The 23,823-nt window shown below is 70.4% G+C and carries 24 protein-coding genes and 1 tRNA gene; 19 read left to right on the plus strand and 6 right to left on the minus strand.

All coding sequences use genetic code 11. The annotated features are described in order from the left end of the window. Positions 1-113 precede the first annotated feature (113 nt). The 13 genes from petA (at position 114) to dprA (ending at position 10,940) form a co-directional block, all read left to right on the plus strand. Entirely contained in the window at positions 114-683 is a 570-nt protein-coding gene (petA, locus tag MKK52_RS22865) for a ubiquinol-cytochrome c reductase iron-sulfur subunit (RefSeq protein WP_243958157.1), read from the plus strand. Positions 684-697: 14 nt separating this feature from the next. Next, positions 698-1,984 (plus strand): cytochrome b, encoded by a 1,287-nt coding sequence (locus MKK52_RS22870; RefSeq protein ID WP_243958159.1) that lies wholly within the window; start codon positions 698-700, stop codon positions 1,982-1,984. 14 nt (positions 1,985-1,998) lie between these two features. After that, positions 1,999-2,907: a cytochrome c1 gene (locus MKK52_RS22875; RefSeq protein ID WP_243958161.1), complete on the plus strand. Its 909-nt coding sequence runs from the start codon at positions 1,999-2,001 to the stop codon at positions 2,905-2,907. Positions 2,908-3,015: 108 nt separating this feature from the next. After that, positions 3,016-3,891: an S-methyl-5'-thioadenosine phosphorylase gene (locus tag MKK52_RS22880; protein ID WP_243958163.1), complete on the plus strand. Its 876-nt coding sequence runs from the start codon at positions 3,016-3,018 to the stop codon at positions 3,889-3,891. Positions 3,892-3,976: 85 nt separating this feature from the next. Next, the gene (gene hisB / locus MKK52_RS22885; RefSeq protein ID WP_243958165.1) at positions 3,977-4,564 is read left to right on the plus strand and encodes an imidazoleglycerol-phosphate dehydratase HisB; all 588 of its coding nucleotides are present in this window, start codon (positions 3,977-3,979) and stop codon (positions 4,562-4,564) included. A gap of 10 nt (positions 4,565-4,574) precedes the next feature. Continuing rightward, the gene (locus MKK52_RS22890) at positions 4,575-5,066 is read left to right on the plus strand and encodes a DUF2628 domain-containing protein (RefSeq protein WP_243958167.1); all 492 of its coding nucleotides are present in this window, start codon (positions 4,575-4,577) and stop codon (positions 5,064-5,066) included. A gap of 16 nt (positions 5,067-5,082) precedes the next feature. After that, a complete protein-coding gene (hisH, locus tag MKK52_RS22895) occupies positions 5,083-5,745 on the plus strand; it encodes an imidazole glycerol phosphate synthase subunit HisH (protein ID WP_243958169.1) in 663 nt (220 codons plus the stop codon). A gap of 34 nt (positions 5,746-5,779) precedes the next feature. Then, entirely contained in the window at positions 5,780-6,523 is a 744-nt protein-coding gene (gene hisA, locus MKK52_RS22900; protein ID WP_243958172.1) for a 1-(5-phosphoribosyl)-5-[(5-phosphoribosylamino)methylideneamino]imidazole-4-carboxamide isomerase, read from the plus strand. 37 nt (positions 6,524-6,560) lie between these two features. Beyond that, positions 6,561-7,037, plus strand: a complete 477-nt coding sequence (locus tag MKK52_RS22905) for a DUF29 domain-containing protein (RefSeq protein WP_243958174.1) — start codon at positions 6,561-6,563, stop codon at positions 7,035-7,037. Between the two features lie 19 nt (positions 7,038-7,056). Next, positions 7,057-7,851, plus strand: coding sequence for an imidazole glycerol phosphate synthase subunit HisF (hisF, locus tag MKK52_RS22910; protein ID WP_243958176.1), 795 nt, complete (start codon positions 7,057-7,059; stop codon positions 7,849-7,851). Next, positions 7,848-9,152, plus strand: coding sequence for a dihydroorotase (locus tag MKK52_RS22915; RefSeq protein ID WP_243958179.1), 1,305 nt, complete (start codon positions 7,848-7,850; stop codon positions 9,150-9,152). The genes hisF and MKK52_RS22915 overlap by 4 nt, the downstream gene beginning before the upstream one ends. After that, positions 9,149-9,754: a glycerol-3-phosphate 1-O-acyltransferase PlsY gene (gene plsY, locus MKK52_RS22920; protein ID WP_243958181.1), complete on the plus strand. Its 606-nt coding sequence runs from the start codon at positions 9,149-9,151 to the stop codon at positions 9,752-9,754. Before MKK52_RS22915 ends, plsY begins: the two co-directional genes overlap by 4 nt. Positions 9,755-9,761: 7 nt before the next feature. Next, positions 9,762-10,940: a DNA-processing protein DprA gene (gene dprA / locus MKK52_RS22925; RefSeq protein ID WP_243958183.1), complete on the plus strand. Its 1,179-nt coding sequence runs from the start codon at positions 9,762-9,764 to the stop codon at positions 10,938-10,940. A 71-nt stretch (positions 10,941-11,011) separates the two neighbouring features. Here the strand turns inward: dprA and MKK52_RS22930 are convergent, their stop codons facing one another. Both MKK52_RS22930 and ade read right to left on the minus strand, forming a co-directional pair. Continuing rightward, entirely contained in the window at positions 11,012-11,437 is a 426-nt protein-coding gene (locus tag MKK52_RS22930) for an organic hydroperoxide resistance protein (RefSeq protein WP_243958185.1), read from the minus strand. 110 nt (positions 11,438-11,547) lie between these two features. Continuing rightward, entirely contained in the window at positions 11,548-13,266 is a 1,719-nt protein-coding gene (gene ade / locus MKK52_RS22935; RefSeq protein WP_243958193.1) for an adenine deaminase, read from the minus strand. A 129-nt stretch (positions 13,267-13,395) separates the two neighbouring features. On the opposite strand from ade, the gene crtI reads away from it, so the two are divergent. Continuing rightward, the gene (crtI, locus tag MKK52_RS22940; RefSeq protein ID WP_243958196.1) at positions 13,396-14,916 is read left to right on the plus strand and encodes a phytoene desaturase family protein; all 1,521 of its coding nucleotides are present in this window, start codon (positions 13,396-13,398) and stop codon (positions 14,914-14,916) included. Next, entirely contained in the window at positions 14,897-15,973 is a 1,077-nt protein-coding gene (locus MKK52_RS22945) for a phytoene/squalene synthase family protein (protein ID WP_243958198.1), read from the plus strand. The genes crtI and MKK52_RS22945 overlap by 20 nt, the downstream gene beginning before the upstream one ends. Before the next feature lie 4 nt (positions 15,974-15,977). Here the strand turns inward: MKK52_RS22945 and hemC are convergent, their stop codons facing one another. After that, a complete protein-coding gene (gene hemC / locus MKK52_RS22950) occupies positions 15,978-16,901 on the minus strand; it encodes a hydroxymethylbilane synthase (RefSeq protein WP_243958218.1) in 924 nt (307 codons plus the stop codon). 166 nt (positions 16,902-17,067) lie between these two features. Here hemC and MKK52_RS22955 point away from each other — a divergent pair, with 166 nt between their 5' ends. Both MKK52_RS22955 and MKK52_RS22960 read left to right on the plus strand, forming a co-directional pair. Beyond that, on the plus strand, positions 17,068-17,985 hold the full coding sequence (locus MKK52_RS22955) for a metallophosphoesterase (protein ID WP_243958220.1): 918 nt from the start codon (positions 17,068-17,070) through the stop codon (positions 17,983-17,985). 48 nt (positions 17,986-18,033) lie between these two features. Continuing rightward, positions 18,034-18,486 carry an ABC transporter ATPase gene (locus tag MKK52_RS22960; protein WP_243958222.1) on the plus strand — a complete coding sequence of 151 codons (453 nt, stop codon included), beginning with the start codon at positions 18,034-18,036 and terminating at the stop codon, positions 18,484-18,486. A gap of 22 nt (positions 18,487-18,508) precedes the next feature. Here MKK52_RS22960 and MKK52_RS22965 read toward each other — a convergent pair whose 3' ends face one another. The 3 genes from MKK52_RS22965 to MKK52_RS22975 all read right to left on the minus strand — a co-directional run bounded on the left by MKK52_RS22965 (position 18,509) and on the right by MKK52_RS22975 (position 21,053). Further along, positions 18,509-19,255 (minus strand): ABC transporter substrate-binding protein, encoded by a 747-nt coding sequence (locus tag MKK52_RS22965; protein WP_243958224.1) that lies wholly within the window; start codon positions 19,253-19,255, stop codon positions 18,509-18,511. A 53-nt stretch (positions 19,256-19,308) separates the two neighbouring features. After that, positions 19,309-20,841 carry an acyl-CoA carboxylase subunit beta gene (locus MKK52_RS22970; protein WP_243958226.1) on the minus strand — a complete coding sequence of 511 codons (1,533 nt, stop codon included), beginning with the start codon at positions 20,839-20,841 and terminating at the stop codon, positions 19,309-19,311. 137 nt (positions 20,842-20,978) lie between these two features. Then, positions 20,979-21,053, minus strand: a tRNA-Val gene (locus MKK52_RS22975). Positions 21,054-21,218: 165 nt separating this feature from the next. Here MKK52_RS22975 and MKK52_RS22980 point away from each other — a divergent pair. Both MKK52_RS22980 and MKK52_RS22985 read left to right on the plus strand, forming a co-directional pair. Further along, positions 21,219-21,548, plus strand: a complete 330-nt coding sequence (locus tag MKK52_RS22980; protein WP_243958228.1) for a SelT/SelW/SelH family protein — start codon at positions 21,219-21,221, stop codon at positions 21,546-21,548. A gap of 124 nt (positions 21,549-21,672) precedes the next feature. Then, positions 21,673-23,823, plus strand: a complete 2,151-nt coding sequence (locus MKK52_RS22985) for a sensor histidine kinase (RefSeq protein ID WP_243958413.1) — start codon at positions 21,673-21,675, stop codon at positions 23,821-23,823.

A 23,823-nucleotide genomic window follows, 5' to 3' on the forward strand; every position in this document is an offset into this window, starting at 1 on the left:
ACTTGAGGCGACGGCCGGTCGCATTGCACAGTTTAGAACCATAATGCTGTGGTCCCGGCGGCCGCCTTCCGGCGGAACCGACCCGTGACACACGACCTCGGAGTGCTGAGCCCTTGGCGAACACAACCGCCGCTCCCGCCGATGCGTCCCACGACGGCAGCCGTCGTGATTTTCTGTTCCTCGCAACGGGGGCGGGCCTCGCCGTCGGCGCCGCCGCCGTCGCGTGGCCCTTCGTCTCCTCCATGGCGCCCGATGCCGACGTGATCGCGGCCGGTGCCCCGATCGAGGTGGACCTGACGCCGATCCAGGACGGGCAGATCGTCAACGTCTTCTGGCGGGGCAAGCTGATCTTCGTGCGCAAGCTGACCTCGAAGGAGGTCACGGACATGAAGGGCGTGCCGCTCTCGGCCATGATCGAGCCCGCCGCCTTCGATTCGCGGGTGAAGAACGGCCACGACCAGTGGCTGGTGGTCTACGGCAACTGCACGCACCTGGGCTGCGTGCCGATCGGCCACCAGGGTAACTTCGAGGGCTGGGCCTGCCCGTGCCACGGCTCCCAGTTCGACGCCGTGGGCCGCGTCCGCCGCGGGCCCGCGCCGATCAATCTTCCCATTCCGCCCTACGCCTTCCAGACGGACACCAAGATCCGCATTGGCGAACAGGGCGGGAAGGGCGAGGCCTGAGGACAGAGGCAGACATGAGCGGTACCGCCAGCACCTACGTCCCGAAGAGCCGCGTCGCCAAATGGTTCGAATCGCGGCTGCCGATCGTCGGCCTCGTCCACTCGTCGTTCATCGCGTATCCGGTGCCCCGGAACCTGAACTACTTCTGGACCTTCGGCGCCATCCTCGCCGCCTTCCTCGGCATCCAGATCATCACCGGCGTCTGGCTGGCGATGCATTACGAGCCGTCCGCGACCGGAGCCTTCAACTCCGTCGAGAAGATCATGCGCGACGTGAACTACGGCTGGCTGCTGCGCTACGCGCACGCCAACGGCGCGTCGATGTTCTTCGTGGCGGTCTACGTCCACATGTTCCGGGCGCTCTATTACGGGTCGTACAAGGCCCCGCGTGAAGTGCTCTACATCCTCGGCGTCATCATCTACCTGCTGATGATGGCCACGGCCTTCCTCGGCTACACCCTGCCGTGGGGCCAGATGAGCTTCTGGGGCGCCACCGTCATCACCAACATCCTGGCGGCGATCCCGGTGGTCGGCGATACGATCCAGAGCCTGCTCTGGGGCGGCTACTCCGTCGGCAACCCGACCGTGAACCGCTTCTTCTCCCTCCACTACCTGCTGCCCTGGATGATCGCGGGCGTCGTCGTCCTGCACGTCTGGGCGCTGCACGTGACGGGGCAGAACAACCCGGCCGGCATCCCGATCAAGTCGGGCAAGGACGCAGTGCCCTTCACCCCCTACGCGACGGTGAAGGACGTGTTCGCCACCGTGGTGTTCATGATCCTGTTCGCGTGGTTCCTGTTCTTCATGCCGAACTACCTCGGCCATGCGGACAACTACATCCAGGCGAACCCGGCGGTGACGCCCGCGCACATCGTGCCGGAATGGTACTTCCTGCCGTTCTACGCGATCCTGCGCGCGGTGCCGGACAAGCTCGGCGGCGTCATCCTGATGTTCTCGGCGGTGATCATCCTGGCCTTCGCGCCCTGGCTGGACACGTCGCGTATCCGCTCGTGCAACTACCGGCCGATCTACCGGCAGTTCATGTGGGTGTTCCTGGGCGTGTGCTTCTTACTCGGCTGGCTCGGCTCGCAGCCCCCGGAAGGCGGCTACGTGATCGCTTCCCAGATCTGCACCGCCTACTACTTCGCGCACTTCCTGCTGGTGATGCCGCTCTGCGGCCTGTTCGAGACGCCCAAGCCGTTGCCTGGTTCGATCGTCGAGAGCGTCACCGGTCCGGGCCGGCAGATCTCGGGGGCAGGCATGCCGGCGGGCGCCGCGGCGGCGCCGCAGGTCAAGGGCTGAAGGACGACGACTCGATGGCCATGACCCGCGTCCTCTCCACGACCCTCGCCGCCGCGATGGCGGCCCTTCTCCTCGGCGCGCCTGCGCGGGCCGAGGATGCCCATGGCGGCCCGGTGCCGCCGCGGGTGAACTGGAGCTTCGCCGGCATGTTCGGCCGCTTCGATGAGGCGCAGCTGCAGCGTGGCTTCCAGGTCTACAAGGAAGTCTGCTCCGCCTGTCACTCGATGAAGCTCGTCTCCTTCCGCAACCTCACGCAGGAAGGCGGCCCGCACTTCTCGGCCTCGCAAGTGAAGGCGCTGGCCGCCACCTATCAGGTGAAGGACGGCCCGAACGATTCGGGTGACATGTTCGAGCGGCCCGGCCGCCCGGCGGATACCTTCCCGCCGCCCTTCCCGAACGATCAGGCCGCCGCCGCCGCGAACGGCGGCAAGGCGCCGCCGGACTTCTCGGTGATCGCCAAGGCGCGGACCTTCTCGCGCGGCAACCTGACCTTCCTCTATGACTGGCTGCCCTTCGTCGGCTACACGGAGCAGGGGCCGGATTACATCCACGGCCTCATCAACGGCTACAAGGATGCCCCGAAGGACTTCGCCCTTCCCGAGGGTGGCCACTACAATCTCTATTATCCGGGCCACATCATCGCGATGCCGCCGCCCATCTCGGACGGGCAGGTCACCTACCCGAAGGACGACAAGGGCCAGCCGGTCGTCCCGGAGACGACGGAGCAGTACGGCAAGGATGTCGGCGCCTTCCTGATGTGGGCTGCCGAGCCGCACATGATGGACCGCAAGGCCCTCGGCTTCCGGGTGATCCTGTTCCTCATCATCCTGTCCGGCCTTCTCTACTACGTGAAGAAGAAGGTCTGGGCGGATGTCGGCGGCGAGGTCCACGGCCTCCAGCCGGAACTGCACAAGGCCTGGTAAGCCGGCCACCTTGCACGGACAATGCGGGCCTCCCCTCGGGGAGGCCTGTCTTTTTTGGGCGGCAGGGGCGTGCTACCGGCCCTCGAACGACAAGACAGGGCATCGGGCATGACCGCAGCGGTACTCGGGGTGATCGGCGGATCGGGGGTCTACGACCTGCCGGGCCTGGAGGATGTGCGCGAGGAGCGCATCGCGTCGCCCTGGGGCGAGCCCTCGGACGCCCTGCGGATCGGGCGGATCGGCGCGACCAAGGTGGTGTTCCTCGCCCGGCACGGGCGCGGCCATCGCTTCTCGCCCTCGGGCATCAATTACCGCGCGAACATCGACACGATGAAGCGGGCGGGCGTCACCGACATCGTGTCGCTCTCGGCCTGCGGCTCGTTCCGCGACGAGCTGCACCCCGGCACCTTCGTCCTCGTGGACCAGTTCGTGGACCGGACCCACGGCCGCGCCTCGTCCTTCTTCGGTGACGGCTGCGTCGCCCACGTGTCGCTCGCCCACCCGGTCGGCCCGAACCTGCAGAAGCGCATCGCGCAGGCGGCCAAGGCCGAGGAGATCGCGATCCACCGGGGCGGCACCTACGTGTGCATGGAGGGGCCGCAATTCTCCTCGCTCGCCGAATCCCGCGCCTACAAGGCGCAGGGCTTCGACGTGATCGGCATGACCAACATGCCCGAGGCCAAGCTCGCGCGCGAAGCTGAGATCACCTACGCGACCATCGCGATGGTGACCGACTACGATTGCTGGCACCCCGGCCACGACGCCGTGGACGTGGCGGCGGTGGTCGCCGTGGCGCGGGCCAACGCCGACAAGGCGGCCCGCCTCGTGTCGCGCCTCGCCCGCGACTTCCCGGCCGAGCGGGAGGAGTGCCCGGTCGGGTCCCACCGGGCCCTTGATGGCGCGATCATGACGGCTCCCGCCGTCCGCGATCCGGCCCTGCTCGCCAAGCTCGATGCCATCGCGGGGCGGGTGCTGAACGGCTGAGGCCGGCGCGCGATTTCCCTTTCGCGACAGGTCATCTAGAAGCAGCCGGCGGCGCCATCGCTGCCTTCACCAACACGCGGACACAATGCGCAGCGCGAGCATCAGCCGGACAACCGCCGAGACCGACGTCTCGGTGAGCGTCGCCCTCGACGGCACCGGCAAGGCGACGATCGCCACCGGCATCGGCTTCCTCGACCACATGCTCGAACTGCTCGCGCGGCACGCCCTGTTCGACCTCGATATCAAGGTCGCGGGCGACCTGCACGTCGATCAGCACCATTCCGCCGAGGACTGCGGCATCGCCTTGGGCCAAGCCTTCGCCAAGGCGTTGGGCGACAAGCGCGGCGTGACCCGCTACGCCGACATCCACCTGCCGATGGACGAGACCCTGAGCCGCGTCTGCGTCGACATCTCCGGCCGCCCCTTCCTCGTGTTCCGCACGCAGTTCCGGGTGGAGAAGATCGGCGCCTTCGACACCGAACTCGTCCGCGAGTGGTTCCAGGCCTTCGCGATGAATGCCGGGCTGACCCTGCACGTCGAGACGCTCTACGGCGAGAACGCGCACCATATCGCGGAGAGCCTGTTCAAGGGGCTGGCCCGCGCCTTGCGGGCGGCGGTGGCGGTCGATCCCCGCGAGGAAGGCCGGGTGCCCTCGACCAAGGGCACGCTGTAGGACACGCCCGATGCGGATGCGCAGCTACACCCTCCACCTGCCGCCGGACGCTCGCCCCGGCGAGACCGACACCCTGGACCGGGCCGTGATCGTGCCCGACGGGTTCTCCTGGCCGGCTTTCGCCTTCAGCGTGCTGTGGTTCCTGTTCCACCGCCTCTGGGTGGCGGCGCTGATCGTGCTCGCCGGCCTCGCGGCCGTGGCCTTCGCCGGCTACGCGCTCGGCCTGACCCGCGCGGCGGGGACGGGCATCGCCCTCCTCGCCAGCGTGCTGATTGGGTTCGAGGCGTCGAGCCTGCGCCGCTGGACCCTGGCCCGCCGGGGCTACGCCCTGCGCGACGCCGTCGTCGCCCGCGATTCCGCCGAGGCCGAGGCGCGGCTCCTCGCCCGCTGGCTCGATCCCGCGAGCCTGCCGCCGCCGCCGCGCCCGCCCTTTCCGGGTGGTCCCGTGCGGCGCGCCGAGCCGGTGATCGGCCTGTTCCCCGCCCGCGAAGGCGGGCGGTGACGGTGTGGGATCGGGCATGACCGGACGAACCGTCGCCATCATCGATTACGGCTCGGGCAATCTGCACTCGGCCCTCAAGGCCTTCGAGCGTGCCGCCCGGGAGGCCGGGCTCGACGACACCCGCATCGTGCTCACCGCCGACCCGGAGGTCGTGGTGGCGGCGGACAGGATCGTCCTGCCGGGCGTCGGCGCCTATGCCGATTGCCGGGCGGGGCTCGATGCCGTGCCCGGCATGGTCGAGGCCATGACCGGGGCAGTGAAAGAGAAGGGCACGCCCTTCCTCGGCATCTGCGTCGGGATGCAATTGCTGGCGAGCCGCGGCCTCGAATATGCGCAGACGCCCGGCCTCGGCTGGATCCCCGGCGATGTCGGGCCGATCCGCCCGTCCGATCCGGCGCTGAAGGTGCCGCATATGGGCTGGAATACCCTGCGCGCCGCCCGTCCGCACGCCCTGTTCGAGGGCATTCCCACGGGGGAGCACGGGCTGCACGCCTATTTCGTGCACAGCTTCGCCCTGACGCCGGAGCGGCCCGCTGATACCGTGATGCTGGCCGATTACGGCGGGCCGGTCACGGCCGCCGTGGCCCGCGAGAACGTCGCCGGCATGCAGTTCCACCCCGAGAAGAGCCAGCAACTCGGCCTCGCCCTCATCGCCAACTTCCTCCGCTGGCGCCCGTGAGCGGCGCCGAGGGACCAAACGGAAAGACAGCCCGGTGATCCTGTATCCCGCAATCGACCTGAAGGGCGGCCGCTGCGTCCGCCTCGTCCAGGGGGACATGGACCGGGCGACCGTCTTCGGCGACGACCCCGCCGCCCAGGCGGCGATCTTCGCCGGGCAGGGCTTCTCGTGGCTGCACGTGGTCGATCTCGACGGCGCCTTCGCCGGCGCGCCGCGCAATGCCGAGGCGGTCGATTCGATTCTCGCCACGGTTGACGTGCCGGTGCAGCTCGGCGGCGGCATCCGGGACATGAAGACCCTCGAGGGCTGGCTCGCCAAGGGCGTCGCGCGGGTCATCATCGGCACGGCGGCGGTGCGCGATCCCGAATTCGTCCGCGAGGCGGCGCGGCTTCATCCCGGTAAGGTGGCGGTGGGCATCGACGCCAAGGACGGCCGCGTCGCCGTCGAGGGCTGGGCGCAGACCTCCAGCATGACGGCCGAGGAGCTGGGGCGCCGCTTCGAGGATGCCGGGGTCGCGGCCATCGTCTACACGGACATCGCCCGCGACGGCATCCTGAAGGGGCTCAACGTCGAGATGACCCTGGCCCTGGCCGAGGCCGTCGCCGTGCCGGTGATCGCCTCCGGCGGCCTCGCCTCCATCGCCGACGTGCATCGCCTGCTGGAGCCCGATTGCGCCCTGATTGCCGGGGCCATCACCGGCCGGGCGCTCTACGACGGCCGCATCGATCCCATCGCGGCGCTCTCCGCGATCGCGGCGGCGCGCCACGCCGCGCCGTGATAGGATCACGGCGATGGGATCATCCCGGGAGGGCGCGGTGGCTGTCGCGAAGGCTTTGACCCGACCCGTTTCACCGACGACGGCGTATGCGGACGACTTTTACACCTGGACCCAGGAGCAGGGCGCGCGCCTGCGGGCTGGCGACTTCGACGGCCTCGATCTGGAGAATTTGGCCGAGGAGATCGAGAGCTTGGGCAAGAGCCAGTTCGCCAGTCTGGTGAGCGCGCTGCGAATCGTGCTGCTTCACATGCTGAAATACGATCATCAGCCGGAGCGCCGCAGCCGGAGCTGGCTCGTCTCCATTGCGACCCACCGCGTCGCGGTTGCCGACGAGATCGAGGAAAGCCCGGGCCTGAAGTCCCGTCTGGACGATGCGGTCGAGAGGGCTTACCGCCGGGCGCGCATCGAGGCGTCGGGGGAGACGGGACTTCCGCTGAGGACCTTCCCCGAAACCTGCCCCTATTCCCTGGACGTGATCATGAACCGGCCGTTCGCGATCGATCCGGACGCCTGACCGACGATCGGACGGAACCGTGCTCAAGACCCGCATCATCCCCTGCCTCGACGTGAAGGACGGGCGTGTCGTGAAGGGCGTGCGCTTCGAGGGCCTGCGCGATGCGGGGGATCCGGTCGAGGCCGCCAAGGCCTACGACGCGGCTGGCGCCGACGAACTCTGCTTCCTCGACATCACCGCCAGCCGCGAGGCGCGGGGCACCCTGCTCGACGTGGTGAGCCGCACGGCGGAAGCCTGCTTCATGCCGCTCACCGTGGGCGGCGGGGTGCGCGCCGTCGAGGACGTACGCGCGCTGCTGCTGGCCGGCGCCGACAAGGTCGCGATCAACACCTCCGCCGTGAAGGACCCGGACCTCGTCGCCCGCGCGGCGGAGAAGTTCGGCGCGCAGTGCATCGTCGTGGCCATCGACGCCAAGCGCGTCTCCGCCCTCGGCGAGGCGGCGCGGTGGGAGATCTTCACCCATGGCGGGCGCGACCCGACCGGGATCGACGCCATCGCCTTCGCCCGCCTCGTCGCGGAGAAGGGCGCGGGCGAACTCCTCGTCACCTCCATGGACCGCGACGGCACCCGCTCCGGCTACGACCTCGCACTCACCCGCGCGATCTCTGACGCGGTGGGCGTGCCGGTGATCGCCTCCGGCGGCGTCGGCGGGCTCGACGATCTCGTGGCCGGCGTCGCCCAGGGCGGGGCCAGCGCCGTGCTTGCCGCTTCGATCTTCCATTTCGGCCAAGCCACCATCGGCGAGGCCAAGGCGCACATGGCCGCCGCCGGCCTCGCCATGCGCCTCGACGCCTCCGCGGAGCCGCGCCCGTGACCGACATCCTTCTCGCCAACGCGACCCTGCTCGACCCCGCGACGGGCGCGGACACGTCCGGCGCGATCCTGGTCCGCGACGGGCGGATCGCCGACCTCGTGCAGGGCGCCGCCCCCGGTTTGCCCGCAGGTGCGAAGCGGATCGACTGCGCGGGCCGCGTGCTGGCCCCCGGCCTGATCGACCTGCGCGCCTTCGTGGGCGAGCCCGGCGCCGAGCACCGCGAGACCCTGGCCTCGGCCAGCGCCGCCGCCGCCGCCGGGGGCGTGACGACGCTGGTCTGCATGCCGGACACCAACCCGATCATGGACGAGCCGGCGATCGTGGATTTCGTCCTGCGCCGGGCGCGGGACACGGCCTGCGTCAACGTCCTTCCGGCGGCAGCCATCACAAAGGGCCTCGGCGGCCGGGAGATGACCGAGTTCGGCCTGTTGCAGGAAGCCGGCGCGGTGGCCTTCACCGACGGCCTGCGCGCCGTGGCCGATGCCCAGGTGATGCGCAGGGCGCTGACCTACACCCGCGATTTCGGCGTGCTGATCATGCAGCATGTCGAGGAGGCGAGCCTCGCCGCCGAGGGCGTGATGAACGAGGGCGAACTCGCCTCGCGCCTCGGCCTGATGGGCGTACCCCGCGAGGCCGAGACGGTGATGCTGGAGCGCGACATCCGCCTCGTGCGCCTCACGGGTGCCCGCTACCACGCGGCGATGATCTCCTGCGCCGATTCCGTGGAGATCGTCCGCCGGGCGAAGGAGGACGGGTTGCCCGTCACCTGCGGCGTCTCGGTGAACAACCTTGTCCTCAACGAGAACGACATCGGCCATTACCGCACCTTCTGCCGCCTCTCGCCGCCCCTGCGCGACGAGGCAGACCGGCAGGCCGTGGTGGCGGCCCTGGCCGAGGGGGTGATCGACGTGGTCGTCTCAGATCACAACCCGCAGGATGCGGACACCAAGCGCCTGCCCTTCGCCGAGGCGGCGGACGGGGCGCTCGGCATCGAGACGCTGCTCGGCGCCGCGATGCGCCTCGTCCATACCGGCGACATCCCCCTGCCGCGCCTGCTGGCGGCGCTGACGGCGAACCCCGCCAAGCTCCTCGGCCAGCCGTCCGGGCGCCTCGCGAAGGGGGCGCCGGCCGATCTCGTGCTGATCGACCCGGACCTGCCCTACGTCGTGGACAAGCGGCGGCTGAAGTCGCGCTCGAAGAACTCGCCCTTCGACGAGGCCCGACTCCAGGGCGGGGCGGTGCTGACGATGGTCGGCGGGCGGATCGTCCACGCGGTCGACGATCTGGCGGCGGCGGCATGATCACCTCGGACCTCGCCACCCTGCCGACCCTCGCAGGCCTCGGCATCGGCTATGCGCTGGGTGCGATTCCCTTCGGGCTCCTGTTCACCCGCATCGCCGGTCTCGGCGACGTGCGCGCCATCGGCTCGGGCAATATTGGCGCGACCAACGTGCTGCGCACCGGGCGCAAGGGGCTGGCCTTCGCGACCCTGCTGGGGGACGCCCTGAAGGGCACGGCCGCCGTGCTGATCGCGGCGCAACTCGGCGAGGGGCCAGCCCTGGCGGCCGGGCTTGGCGCCTTCCTTGGGCATCTCTTCCCCGTCTGGCTCGGCTTCAAGGGCGGCAAGGGCGTTGCGACGCTGATCGGCCTCCTGATCGCCTTCAGCCCGGCGGCGCTGCTCGCTTTCGCCGTCGTGTGGCTGGGGCTCGCCTTCGCCTTCAAATACTCCTCGCTCTCCGCGCTCGCGGCCTCGGCAGTGACGCCCCTGGTGCTCTGGGCCCTCGGCCAGCCGGCGGTGGCGCTGCTTTTCGTCATGCTCGGCCTCCTGTTGTGGTGGAAGCACACGCCCAACATCCAGCGCCTTGCGGCAGGCACTGAGGGGCGGATCGGCCAGAAGGGGTGAGCGCGCGATGGACCTTTCCGACGCGCAGCGCCTCGACTGGCTCCGCCTGATCCGCACCGAGGGCATCGGCCCCCGCAACTTCCGCCAGCTCATCAACCGCTTCGGCGGCGCAGCGGCAGCCCTCGACGCCCTGCCGGACCTCACGCAGCGCCGGGGACGCCCCGTGACGCCCCCGAGCCGGATGCAGGCCGAGGACGAGGTGGCGGCGCTCGCCCAACTCGGCGGGGTCTTCCTCGCCTCGGGCGATGCGGCCTATCCCACGTTGCTGAGGGCCACCGACGCCGCCCCGCCGCTCATCGCCCTGCGCGGCGATCCCACGATCCTCTCGCGGCCCGCTGTCGCCATCGTCGGCTCGCGCAACGCCTCGGCGGCCGGGGGAGCCTTCACCGACCGCCTCGCCCGCGCCCTCGGGGAGGCCGGGGTCGTCATCGTCTCGGGCCTCGCGCGCGGTATCGATGCCCGCGCTCACAAGGCGACCCTCGCCACCGGGACCGTCGCGGTGATGGCGGGTGGGCACGACAAGATCTACCCCGCCAACCATGCCGCCCTTGCGGAAGCGATCCTCGACGCGGGCGGCGCCGTGCTCGCCGAGATGCCGATGGGCTGGCAGCCGCGCGCACAGGATTTTCCCCGCCGCAACCGCATCGTCTCCGGTCTTAGCTACGGCAGCGTGGTGGTGGAGGCGGCGCGGCGCTCGGGCTCGCTCATCACCGCGCGATACGCGTTGGAGCAGAACCGCGAGGTCTTCGCCGTGCCGGGTTCGCCCCTCGACCCCCGCGCGGAAGGGACCAACGACCTGATCCGCCAGGGCGCGACCCTCGTCACGGAGGCGGACCACATCCTGGAGGTGATCGGACCGATCATCGAACGCGGCGCGGTTCCGGAGGCGGCGCCCGCCCGCAAGCGTCCGGATTTCGCGGACCAGCCGGATTTCTGGGAGGAGCTGGATTTCGAGGGCGGCCCTACCGCGCCTCCGGTCGAATGGATGCTGGAACCGGAGCCGGAGCCCGGCGACGAGCGCACCCGCATCCTCGCCCTTCTCGGCCCCGGCCCGGTGGCGACGGACGAACTCGCCCGCGCTGCCGCCTGTGAGGTGCGGATGGTGCAGACGATCCTGCTGGAACTCGAACTCGACGGGCGGATCGAGCGGCAGGGCAGCGGCATGGTCGCCCTGGCGCGGCGCTGAGGCGACGCCCACGAAAAAGCCCCTCGCTTCCGAAGAAGGAGGGGCTTGCGAGAGCGCGTGTCAGGCTGAGATCAGGCGACGGTCAGGCCGACATCGACGTTGCCGCGCGTGGCGTTGGAGTACGGGCACACCTTGTGCGCCTCCTGCACCAGTCGCTCGGCGTCGGCCTTGTCGAGGCCCGGCAGGCTGACCTTGAGGTCGGTGGTGATGCCGAAGCCGCCCTCGGAGCGCGGGCCGATTCCGACATTCGCCGTCACGGTCGTGTCGGCCGGCACCTTCAGCGAGAGCTGCGGCGCCACGAACTTCATCGCGCCGAGGAAGCAGGCGGAATAGCCGGCCGCGAACAGCTGCTCGGGGTTGTTGCCCTCGCCGCCCGCGCCGCCCAACTCCTTCGGGGTCGCGAGCTTGACGGAGAGCGAGCCGTCCTCGGTCTTCGCGGCGCCGTCGCGGCCCCCGGTGGCGGTGGCGGTGGTGCGGTACTTCACGTCAACGGACATACTCGTCTCCCCTTCGAAATGGCGATGCGCCTTAGATGGCGGACGATCCCGAGATAGCTAGAATATAGATTGCGCGCAATCGAAAATCGCGCAGCCCCGTCATGCACGGATCACGCATCGACCAGGGCGAAGCGGTCCACGTCCACGAGGCCGCGATCGGTGATCTTGAGGTGCGGGATCACCGGCAGGGGCAGGAAGGCGACCTGCAGGAACGGTTCCGGCAGAACCACGCCGAGCCCCTTGGCGGCCTCGCGCAAGCCGCGCAGGGACGCGGCGATGGCGGGATGGGCGTCGAGGCTCATCAGGCCCGCGAGCGGCAGGGCGATCTCGGCGAGCACCCGCCCGCCCTCGGCCACGACGAAGCCGCCCTCGATTTCCGCGAGGCGGTTCACGGCCACCGCCATGTCGGCCTCGTCGGCGCCGACGACGGTGATGTTGTGGCAATCGTGCCCGACCGACGAGGCGATGGCCCCGCGCTTGAGCCCGAACCCCTTCACGAAGGCGACGCCGATACCTCGTTCCCCCGGCCGCCTGCGCCCGTGGCGCTCGACCACCGCGACCTTCACCGCATCCTGTGCGAGGTCGATCCGCCGCTCGCCGCCGGAATAGGGCAGGGTGAGGTCGTGCCGGAGGGTGATGATCTTGCCCGGCACCACGCCGATGACCGGCGTCGAGGGGCCGGAGCCCGGCGCGGCGAAGTCGGCTTCCGTCACCCGCCGGTTGCGGATGCTGGCCCGGCCGATGGGCGCCACCTGGGTGCGGTCCGCGAACAGCGCATCGTCCACCACGCGTCCGGCGCTGATGACGCTTGAGACCGCGCAATCGTGGAGATCGTCGAGGATCACGAGGTCGGCGCGCTGGCCGGGGGCGACGAGGCCCCGGTCGCGCAGGCCGAAGGCCCGCGCCGCCGACCACGAGACCGCCCGGTAGACCGCGAGCGGCGGGCAACCGAGGCGGATTGCCGTGCGCACCACGTAGTCGAGGTGCCCTTCCTCGGCGATGTCGAGGGGGTTCCGGTCGTCGGTGCAGAAGGCCAGAAACGGCGCGGTGCGGTCATCGAGGATCGGCGCCAGGGCGTGCAGGTCCTTCGAGACCGAGCCCTCGCGGATCAGCACGGTCATGCCCTTGGAGAGCTTCTCCATCGCCTCCTCGGGCGTGGTCGCCTCGTGCTCCGTGCGGATGCCGGCGGCGATGTAGCCGTTGAGGGCGTCCCCCCGCAGGAGCGGCGCATGCCCGTCGATGTGCCGGCCCTGGAAGGCGGCGAGCTTGGCGAGCGCGCCCTCGTCCCCGGCCAGCACGCCGGGGAAGTTCATGAACTCCGCGAGGCCGAGCACCTTCGGGTGGTGGGCGAAGGGCATCAGGTCGGCGGCTTCGATGCAGGCGCCCGAGGTTTCAAGATGCGCCGCCGCCGGCACGCAGGAGGACAATTGCACCCGCAGGTCCATCGCCATCGCCTCGGCGGAGGCGAGGAACCACCCGAAGGCCGGCGTGCCCAGCACGTTCGCCATCTCGTGCGGATCGCAGATGCCGGTGGTGACGCCGCGCGGCAGAACGCAGCGCTCAAAGGCGAGCGGGGTCATCAGCGACGATTCGACGTGGAAATGCGTGTCGATGAAGCCCGGCACCACCACGCGGCCGGCGATGTCGATCTCCCGCGCACCGCGATACTGGCCGCAGGTGCCCACGATCCGGTCGCCGCACAGGGCGATGTCCGAGGCGACGAGGTCGCCGGTCACGAGGTCGAGGAACCGGCCGTTCTTGAGCACGAGGTCGGCCTCGCTGCGCCCGGCCCCCTGTAGGATCGCCCGCCTGAGGAAGTCCGTGGTCATGCTCACCTCCACCGGCCGCGCTGCCAGGACCGTGCCAGTCCGACCGAACGTGCGAAAGCGTGGGGCGTCGCTGCCGCACCGGAGATTTTGCCCCTTGCGCGGCGTGAAATCGGCGGGCACTGTCAAGTCATGTTGACACTCGCGGCCAGACCGGAGTCGAGGGACACGAGCGATCCACGGCCGCATGCCGTGGTGATCGGCTCGGGCTTCGGTGGGCTGGCCGCAGCCGCGCGGCTCGGCGCGCGGGGCTACCGGGTGACGGTACTGGAACGGCTGGAGCAGCCCGGCGGACGGGCCCGCGTCCACCGCCGCGACGGCTTCACCTTCGATGCCGGGCCGACCATCGTCACCGCGCCGTTCCTGTTCGAGGAGCTGTGGCAGCTCGCCGGCAAGCGCATGGCTGACGACGTGACGATGGTGCCGATGGACCCGTTCTACCGGATCCGCTTCAGCGACGGCGCCACCTTCGATTACAGCGGCGACCCGGAGCGGATGCGCGCCGAGGTCGCCCGGTTCTCCCCCGACGACGTGGCCGGCTACGAGCGCTTCATGGCCCATGCCCGCAAGGTCTGCGCCCTGGGCTTCGAGCAACTGGGGCACGTGCCCTTCGGCTCGGTGCGGGCGATGCTGAAGATCGCGCCGGATCTCCTGCGGCTCTCCGGCCATCGCAGCGTGCATGCGGTGGTGTCGCGCTTCATCCGCGATGATCGGCTGCGCACGGTGTTCAGTTTCCACCCCCTGCTCATCGGCGGAAACCCGTTCAAGGCGAGCGGGGTCTATTGCCTGATCGCCGACCTCGAACGGCGCTGGGGCGTGCATTTCGTCATGGGCGGGACCGGCAAGCTCGTGGACGGGCTGGTGCGGTTGATCCGGGGGCAGGGCGGCCGGGTGCGCCTCGGCGCCGACGTGGCCGAGATCGTCGTGGAGGGCGGCGCGGCGCGGGGCGTGCGCCTCGCGGGCGGCGAGACGATCCCCGCCGACATCGTGGTCTCCAACGCCGATTCGGCGATCACCCAGGGCAAGCTCCTGCCCAAGGCCCTGCGCTGGAGCCCCGGCCGCATGAAGCGGGCTCGCTCCTCCATGGGGCTGTTCGTCTGGTATTTCGGCACGCGCCGCCGCTACCCGGACGTGGCCCACCACACGATCCTGCTCGGGCCGCGCTACCGCGAATTGCTGGCCGACATCTTCGACCGGAAGGTGCTCGCGGAGGATGCGAGCCTCTACCTCCACCGGCCGACCGCCACCGACGACGGCCTCGCCCCGCCGGGCCAGGATTGCTTCTATGTGCTGGCCCCCGTGCCGAACCTCGCGGGCGGGCAGGATTGGGCGGCGCTGGGGGAAACCTACCGCCGCCGGATCGAGGCGATGCTGGAGGAGAGCGTCCTGCCGGGGCTCAAGGCCGAACTCGTCACGAGCTTGTTCACGACGCCGCAGGACTTCCAGGACGACTTCCTGAGCTATCGCGGCTCCGGCTTCGGCCTCGAGCCGGTGCTGACGCAATCCGCGTGGTTCCGGCCGCACAACCGCTCGGCGGTGCACAACCTCTACCTCGTCGGCGCCGGCACCCATCCGGGGGCCGGTCTGCCCGGCGTGCTCTCCTCCGCCCGTATTCTCGACCGCGTGGTGCCGGATGCCCGTGTCACGGCCTGAACCGATCCGCCTGGACGACCGCGCCGCCTGCTCGACGGCGATCCGCGCCGGCTCGAAGAGCTTCCACGCCGCCGGCCTGCTGCTGCCGCAGGCGGTGCGGGAGCCGGCGCACGCCCTCTACGCCTTCTGCCGCTTGGCCGACGACCTCGTGGACGAGGCCAGCGAGGCGCGGGGGCGGTACCGCGCCGTCGCGCGCCTGCGCGAGCGCATCCGCCTCGCCTATGCCGGCCAGCCGGCGGACCATCCGGCCGACCGCGCCTTCGCCGGCACGATCGACGCCCACGCGATCCCCGAGGCGCTGCCCCTCGCCCTAGTCGAGGGGCTGGAATGGGATGCGGAGGGCCGCTTCTACGCCGACCTCGGCGAACTGCACGCCTACGCCGCCCGCGTCGCGGGCTCGGTGGGGGCGATGATGGCGCTCATCATGGGCGTGCGCGATACGGACGCCCTGGCTCGCGCCTGCGATCTCGGCGCGGCGATGCAGCTCACCAACATCGCCCGCGATGTCGGCGAGGACGCCCGGATGGGCCGTCTCTACCTGCCCCTCGACTGGATGGCGGACGCCGGCCTCGACGTGGACCGCTTCCTCGCCGATCCGCGCCCGTCGCCGGCCCTCGCGGAGGTGGTGGAGCGCCTGCTCGCGGAGGCCGACGGGCTCTATGCCCGCGCCGAGGCCGGCATCGCCGCCCTGCCGCCCCGCTGCCGCCCGGCGATCCGCGCGGCCTCGCGGATCTATGCGCAGATCGGCTTCGCGGTGCGTCGCAACGGCCATGACAGCGTGACCCGCCGGGCGCGGATCGGCGGCGTCGCCAAGCTCGGCCACGCGCTCGGCGCCGCCCTGCCGCGTCCGGCGGGGCCGGGCCTTGCCCTGCCGCCGCTGGCGCAGACGGCGTTCCTCGTGGCGGCGGTGGCCGCGCATCCGGTGCCGCGGCACCCGCGCGGTCTGCCGTCCTGGTGGGACCTGCGAGGCCGTGTCCTTCACGTCCTCGACCTGATCGAGCGCCTGCGCGAGCGCGAGGCCTTCGCCCGCGCCGCGCAGTCGGAGATCGCGCGCTGACCTTCTACTGGAGGTGCTTCGTGTAGGTGTCGCCGGCCTGCGCCTTCAGCGCGGCGCCGGCCTCGCGGCCGATGCGCTCGGCCTCCTCCACCGGCCCCTCGCCGGAGGCGGCCCAATGGCGGCTCCCGTCCGGCAGGAACAGCAGCCCGTCGAGCCGCAGCCGGCCCCCGTCGATCCGCGCCAGGGCGGCGATGGGCGTGCGGCAGGACCCGTCGAGTTCGGCGAGCAGCGCCCGCTCCGCCGCGACGGCGGTCGTGGTGGTCTCGCAGGCGATGGGGGCGAGCAGCGCGCGGATCTCCGCATCGTCCGCCCGGCACTCGATGCCCAACGCACCCTGCGCCACGGCGGGGAGCATGGTCTCCACCGGCAGGATGCTGCGGGCCATGGCTTCGAGGCTGAGGCGCTGAAGCCCGGCCAGCGCCAGGAGCGTCGCGTCGCACTCGCCCGATTCGAGCTTGCGCATCCGCGTGTTTGCGTTGCCGCGCAGGGGCACGACCTTCAGGTCCGGCCGGTGCATCAGCACTTGCGCCGCCCGGCGCAGCGACGAGGTGCCGACCCGTGCGCCCTCGGGCAGGTCCAGCAGCGTCTCGGCATGGGGGGAGAGGAAGGCGTCGCGCGGGTCGTCGCGCTCGAGGATGCAGGCGATGGCAAGGCCCTCGGGCAGCCATGTCTCCACGTCCTTCATCGAATGGACGGCGACATCCACCTCGTTCGCGTAGAGCGCCTGCTCCAGCTCCTTGGTGAACAGGCCCTTGCCGCCGATCTCGGAGAGCGGCCGGTCGAGGATCTTGTCGGCCACGGTGGTGACGACGACGAGTTCGGTCTCCAGGCCGGGATTGGCGGCGACGATGCGGTCGCGGACCATGCCCGTCTGGGCCAGGGCCATCGGGCTGCCACGGGTGCCGATGCGCAGGGGGCGGTTCAGCATGGGTCTGATGTGTCGCTTCTCACGGACGGGGCGGCGGCGAGACCTTACAGAAGGCTAAGCCACGCTTCCATCACCTTGAGCGATCCGGTTCAGCCGTCGTCAACCGAAGGTCGCGTATAGGCTCCGGCGGGGCCATCTGTGCCATGGGACAGGACGAACGGGAACCATGCTGATCCTGCCGAGCCGGCGTCAGGTCCTCACCGGGCTCGGTGCGACCGCCGGCATCATGGGGGCGACGGGCGTCTACGGGTTCGGTATCGAGCCCCTGCACCGCCTCGTGGTGACGCGCTACGCGCCGATCCTGCCCAAGTGGAAGGACGGCCCGGCTCTGCGCATCGCGGTGCTGGCGGATTTCCACGTCTGCGAGCCATTCATGCCGTTCGACCGGGTGGCGGAGATCGTGGACGCCACCAACGCCCTGCGCCCCGACCTCATCCTGATGCTGGGCGATTACCCGGCCGGGAAGGTGGCGTGGCAGAAGCTCCCCCTGTCCGATTTCGCCAAGCTCGTGGAGGGCCTGCGCGCGCCGCTCGGCACCTACTCGATCCTCGGCAACCACGATTGGTGGGACGATCCGGCAACGCAGTCGGCATTCGGCGGCACGCCGCGCATCCGCAAGCTCCTGGAAGCGCGGGGCATCCCCGTGCTGGAGAACGACGTGCTGCGCCTCACCAAGGACGGCAAGCCGTTCTGGCTCGCGGGCCTCGGCGATCAGGAGCCGTTCGAGGGCCATTTCCACATGACCCTCGCCGACCTGCCCGGCACCCTCGCCAAGGTCACGGACGACTCGCCGGTCCTGCTGATGGCCCACGAGCCGAACATCTTCCCCCGGGTGCCGTCGCGGGTGGCGCTCACCCTGTCGGGGCACACCCATGGCGGGCAGATCCGCCTGTTCGGCCGCTCGCCGGCCATCCGCCGGGTGAACGGGCACGATCTGGCCTATGGCCACCGCATCGTGGACGGGCGCCACATCGTCGTCTCGGGCGGGTTCGGCGTCAGCCGCATCCCCGTGCGGATCGGCGTGCCGCCGGAGATCGTGATGATCGAACTGGGACAATCCGCGCCGGAGCCGGGCACCGCTTAAGGCCTCGCCGACGATCCCCTTTCCGGCCACGCGCGCTAGATGGGTGGGATGCGCGCGCTTCTCCTCCTCCCGATCCTCCTGTTCGCGGCCGGATCCGCACGGGCGGACGAATGCGAAACCCTGGTCGCCAAGGTCACGGCCGAGACCGGGGCGAAGACCGACCAGCAGCGGTCCGATTACGCGACCTTCACGGTCAACCCCGACATGACGATGTCGCTCGCCTGCGGGGCTCCGGCGCTCTCGTCGGTGGGGGCGCAGTACCGGGGGGCGAACCCGCCCGAGGCGTATTACGACACCTTCGGCAAGGCGGGCCACGCCGTCACCGGCATCGACGCCAAGACGATCGTCGAGGCCGCGCACAAGGCCAAGGAGACTGCGAGCCGGATGCGCCACAGCAACATCGATCTCGGCGGGGCGCTCGTCACCTGCTCGTCGATGGTCTCGCCCGACAAGGGGCCGCTGACGCTGTGTGCGGTGATCGAGCACAGCGACAAGAGCTAGATTTCCGGGCCGCGTCCCTCCGTCAGGGCAGCGCGGCCTTGGGGGCGACGGAGGCGTCGTGCTGCCCGCTCCGCGCGAGGGAGTCCGCGACGAACCCCGACGCCTTCATCTCCTCGACGAAGCGGCTGAGATAGGCCTGGGCCTCCGGCCGTCGTGTCGGCAGGGCGACGGCCTGCTCGATCACCATGAACCGGCTCGGCAGGAGGCGCACGTCCGCGTTGGCCCGCGCATAGGCTTCGAGCGGCTGGCGAACCGAGGCCACGACGTCCACGCGGTCGCGCCGGAAGACCTCCAGCGCCTCGGCCGATGTCGGCGCGAAGACGCGCTCAGCTTCCTTGAGATGGCGGCTCAGGTAGAGGTCGTAGGCGGTGTTCCGGCCGACGGCGACCTTCACCCCGGCGCGGTCGACCTGCTCGTTCGCGGTGATCGGCGAATCCGCCGGGACCATATAGGCCCCCTCGATGGTCACGTAGGGCGGCGTGTAGGCGATGGTCTTCGCCCGCTGCGGGTCGATGGCCAGGAAGGCCATGTCCCAGGGGTCCGGGCCGCCGACCGCGTCCACGACCTTTCCGGCCGTGTCGTAGGTCGTGAAGGCGACCGGCACCTTCAGCCGCCGCGCCATTTCCCGGGCGAGGTCGGCCGAGACGCCAGCCGGCTCACCGTCCGGCCCCTTCTGGGCAAGGACGATGTTGCCGTAGTTGATCGCGGCCCGCAGCGTCCCCGTCGGGGCGATGGCGCGGACCAGGTCCGGTGAGACGTCCTGAGCCAAGGCTGTACCCTCGCATGCGGCGAGCCAGAGGAGCAGGCCGAAGAGAACCGCCCTCAGAGCGGGATGTTGTCGTGCTTCTTCCACGGCTGCTCCATTTTCTTGGTGCGGAGCATACCCAGCGCGCGGGCGATCCGGCGACGGGTGGAATGGGGCATGATCACCTCGTCGATGTAGCCGCGCTCGGCGGCCACGAACGGCGAGAGGAAGCGGTCCTCGTATTCCTTGGTGCGCTCGGCGATCTTGTCCGGGTCGCCGATCTCGTTGCGAAAGATGATCTCCACCGCGCCCTTGGCGCCCATCACCGCGATCTGCGCCGTCGGCCACGCGTAGTTCACGTCCGCGCCGACATGCTTCGAGGCCATGACGTCGTAGGCGCCGCCGAAGGCCTTGCGGGTGATGATGGTGACGAGCGGCACCGTCGCCTGGTTGTAGGCAAAGAGCAGCTTGGCACCATGCTTGATGAGGCCGCCATATTCCTGCGCGGTGCCCGGCAGGAAGCCCGGCACGTCCACGAAGGTCACGATCGGGATCGAGAAGGCGTTGCAGTAGCGCACGAAGCGCGCGGCCTTCCGCGAGGCGTCCGAATCGAGCACGCCGGCCAGCACCAGGGGCTGGTTCGCCACGAAGCCGACCGTGCGGCCCTCCACGCGGCCGAAGCCGGTGATGATGTTGCGGGCATAGGCCGCCTGGATCTCGAAGAAGTCGCCCTCATCGACCACCCGGCGGATCAGCTCGCCCATGTCGTAGGGCTTGTTCGGGTTGTCGGGGATCAGCGTGTCGAGCGACATGTCGAGACGGTTCACGTCGTCGAAGGACTCGATTTCCGGCACGCCGTCGGTGTTGTTGGCCGGGAGATAGTCGAGCAGGCGGCGGATCTGGAGGATCGCCTCGACGTCGTTCTCGAACGCGCCATCCGCGATGGACGACTTGGTGGTGTGGACTTTGGCACCGCCGAGCTCCTCGGCGGTGACGACCTCGTTGGTCACGGTCTTCACCACGTCCGGGCCGGTCACGAACATGTAGCTCGTGTCGCGGACCATGAAGATGAAGTCGGTCATGGCCGGCGAGTAGACGTCGCCGCCTGCGCAGGGCCCCATGATGACCGAGATCTGCGGGATCACGCCGGACGCCATGACGTTGCGGCGGAACACCTCGCCGTAGCCGCCGAGCGCGGCCACGCCCTCCTGGATGCGGGCGCCGCCGGCATCGAAGATGCCGATGATCGGGGCGCGCATCTTCAGCGCCATGTCCTGTACCTTCACGATCTTGGCGGCGTGCGTCTCCGAGAGGGAGCCGCCGAAGACGGTGAAGTCTTTCGAGAACAGGAAGACCGTGCGGCCGTTGATGGTGCCCCAGCCGGTGACGACGCCGTCGCCGGGGACCTTCTGCTTCTCCATGCCGAAATCGGTGGAGCGGTGCTGGACGAACATGTCGAACTCTTCGAACGACCCGTGGTCGAGCAGGAGTTCGATGCGCTCGCGCGCCGTTAGCTTGCCGCGGTTGTGCTGCGCCTCGACACGCTTCTCGCCACCGCCGAGCCGCGCCTGGTCCCGGCGCTCGGCGAGTTTGTCGAGGATGTCCTTCATGGTCGTCGTCCGCCCCTGGCTTGCCCAGCCGCCCGGTAGTCCCGGATCGATCTCGAGCGTTTGCTGTCGAGCCGGCTCTAGCACGCGCCTACGGCGTGGCAAACAGATCTGAAATCGGTCTTACGGGGGGAGGAAAGTGGTGGACGGTGCAGGGATCGAACCTGCGACCTTTCCCGTGTGAAGGGAACGCACTACCGCTGTGCTAACCGTCCGTTCCGCGTGTCGTGCAACACGGACGCCGCGCGGAGGCGGGGGCTCGGAGCCGCCCGCGACCGGATGAGCGGCTTCTAGGGCCCTCGCCCCCGCCCCGTCAAGCCGGGATCCGCCGATTGGCGGCCCCGGTTGACTTTCGTCGCCGTCGGGTGCGCTGTGGAACCATGGATCAGGGTGGAACGGGTCCGGTGCCGGGGGAGGGCACTGCCGAGGTTGCGACGCGTCGGCCGCGCGTGGCCATCACCTATTGCGTCCAGTGCAACTGGCTCCTCCGCTCGGCCTGGATGGCGCAGGAACTTCTCTCCACCTTCAAGGACGATCTGTCCGAGGTCGCCCTCCGGCCCGGCAAGGGCGGCGTGTTCCGCATCGAGGTCGATGGCGATCTCCTGTGGGAACGTGTGCAGGACGGTGGCTTCCCGGACGTGAAGGCCCTCAAGCAGCGAGTGCGCGACCGGCTCGACCCGGCCCGCGATCTCGGCCATATCGACCGGTGATGATGGCTCCGAATGCGCAGGGGCGCTGGCGGCGCCGGAGGCCGGGAGCACGCAGCCTGTGAGCCCGCGCCTCGATCGGGAACTTGCCGCGCCGCAGAGCCCGCCCCAGCGGCGCGGCTCCTGGCTGTCCCGCCGCCTCCACCGCTTCGGCCGGAACGGGTTCTCGACCCAGGTCTATCTCGTGGCCCTCGTCGTCGCGCTGATCGGCCCCGGCCTGCTGTTCACCGCGATCCTGCTGATGCGCTACGCCTCCGCCGAGCGGGCAAGGTTCGAGCAGGATGCCCGCGAGAACGTGCGCGGCATCAGCCTGTCCCTCGACAGGGACGTGGCGGGCCTCGTCTCCGTGCTGCAGACGCTCGCAACCTCGCCGCGCCTGAAGGACGGGGATTTCTCGGCCTTCGACTCGCAGGCCCGCCTCGTGCGCGGCTCCCTCGATCTCGACGTGCTCCTGCGCCGGCCCAACGGGCAGGAGGTGGTGAACACCGGCGTGCCGCGCGGCGCCCCCCTGCCGGTGGCGCCCCTGCCGATCGACGCGGAACTCGCCAAGGGACAGGTCCGCGCCCTGGTCAGCGGCTACGTGCCGGCGGTGAGCGCGGAAGATGCGAGCTACGCGGTCGGCGTCCCCGTCACCGTGGACGGCGAGGTCGTCTACATCCTGAGCTTTACCGTCCCCCTGTCGCGGCTGCAGGGCATCCTGGCGCGGGAGGTGGTGCAGGGCTGGACGACCGGCATCTCGGATCGCAACGGCACCGTGCTGGCGCGGCTGCCCGATCCGACCGCGGTGGTGGGCAAGCCGCGCCTCTCGACCCTGCGCCAGAACCAGACCAGCACGTCCGGCGTCTGGGAGGGGCAGGACCGGCAGCGGCGCCCGGTCGTGGTGATCGAGGCGCGCTCGCGCCTCACCGGCTGGACCGTCGGCACGAGCATCCCGCAGACCATCGTGGATGCGCGGGTGCGGCGCTGGGTCTGGGCCTTCGCCGGGTTCGGGCTTCTGGTGCTCGCGACCTCCTCGGTGCTGGCGGTGAGCCTGTGGTCGCGGGTGACGCGTCCGCTGCGCCATCTCGCAGCCTCCGGGCCGGCGCTTGCGCGGGGCGAGGCGATCCCGCGCGTGGCCTCGCCGGTCCACGAGATCCAGCGCCTCGCCACCGTCCTCTCGGACGCCTCTCTACGGATCCGCACCCGTGAGGAGGAGCGCGACCGCGCCCTCGAGGACACGCGGCGCGGCCTCTCGGCCCTCAAGGAGAGCGAGGCGCGCTTCCGCCACATGGCGGATTCCGCCCCGGCCCTGATCTGGATGACCGACGAGACCGGCGAGGTCAGCTTCGCCAACCTGCATTTCGACCACTTGTTCGGGATGCCTGCCGAGGCCTTGGCCGATGCCGGCTGGGAGCGGATCATCCACCCGGACGATCTCGACATGTTCCGGGGGGCCTTCCAGGACGCCTTCGCCGCGCGCGGGCCGTTCCGCATGGAGACCCGCATCATCGACCGCACCGGCGCCGTGCGCTGGCTGCGCTGCGAGGGCGTGCCGCGCCTCGACGATGGTCAGCGCTTCCTCGGCTATACCGGCTGCAACGTCGATATCACCGATGCCAAGCTCGCGGAGGAGCATCTGCTCCTGCTGATCCACGAGTTGAACCACCGGGTGAAGAACACCCTGGCGACGGTGCAATCCATCGCGACGCAATCCCTGCGCGGCCTCGACGGGCCGGAGGCCGAGATCGCCCGCGCCGCCTTCGAGGCGCGGCTCCTGGCGCTGGCCCGCGTCCACGACGTGCTCACCAAGGAAAGCTGGGACGGCGCGGAATTGTCTGCGGTGGTGGCCGACGCGATCCGCCCCCTCGACGGCGGCGGCACCGGGGCGTCTCGCTTCCGTGTCCAGGGGCCGCCCCTGCGCCTGCCGCCGCGGCTCGCCCTGTCCATTGCCATGGCCCTGCACGAACTCGGGACCAACGCCGTGAAGTACGGCGCGCTCTCCAACGATGCCGGCACCATCGACATCGAATGGGCCGTGCGGCGCGGGGACGAGATCATGCTCCTCCTCCGCTGGCGCGAGAGCGGCGGTCCGCCCGTCAAGAAGCCCACCCGCACCGGCTTCGGCTCGCGGCTCATCGAGCGCAGCCTCGCCCGGGAGCTCGCGGGCGAGGTCAACCTCTCCTACGAGCCGGGGGGCGTCGTCTGCACCATCGAGGCGCCGGTCCCGCCGCCGGGCTTGCTGGAGCGCAAGACCGTCGCCGCGCCGGCCCGCATCGCCCCGCTGCCGCTCGCCGGGTGA

Source organism: Methylobacterium sp. J-067 (assembly GCF_022829465.1).
GTDB classification, from domain to species: Bacteria; Pseudomonadota; Alphaproteobacteria; order Rhizobiales; family Beijerinckiaceae; genus Methylobacterium; species Methylobacterium litchii.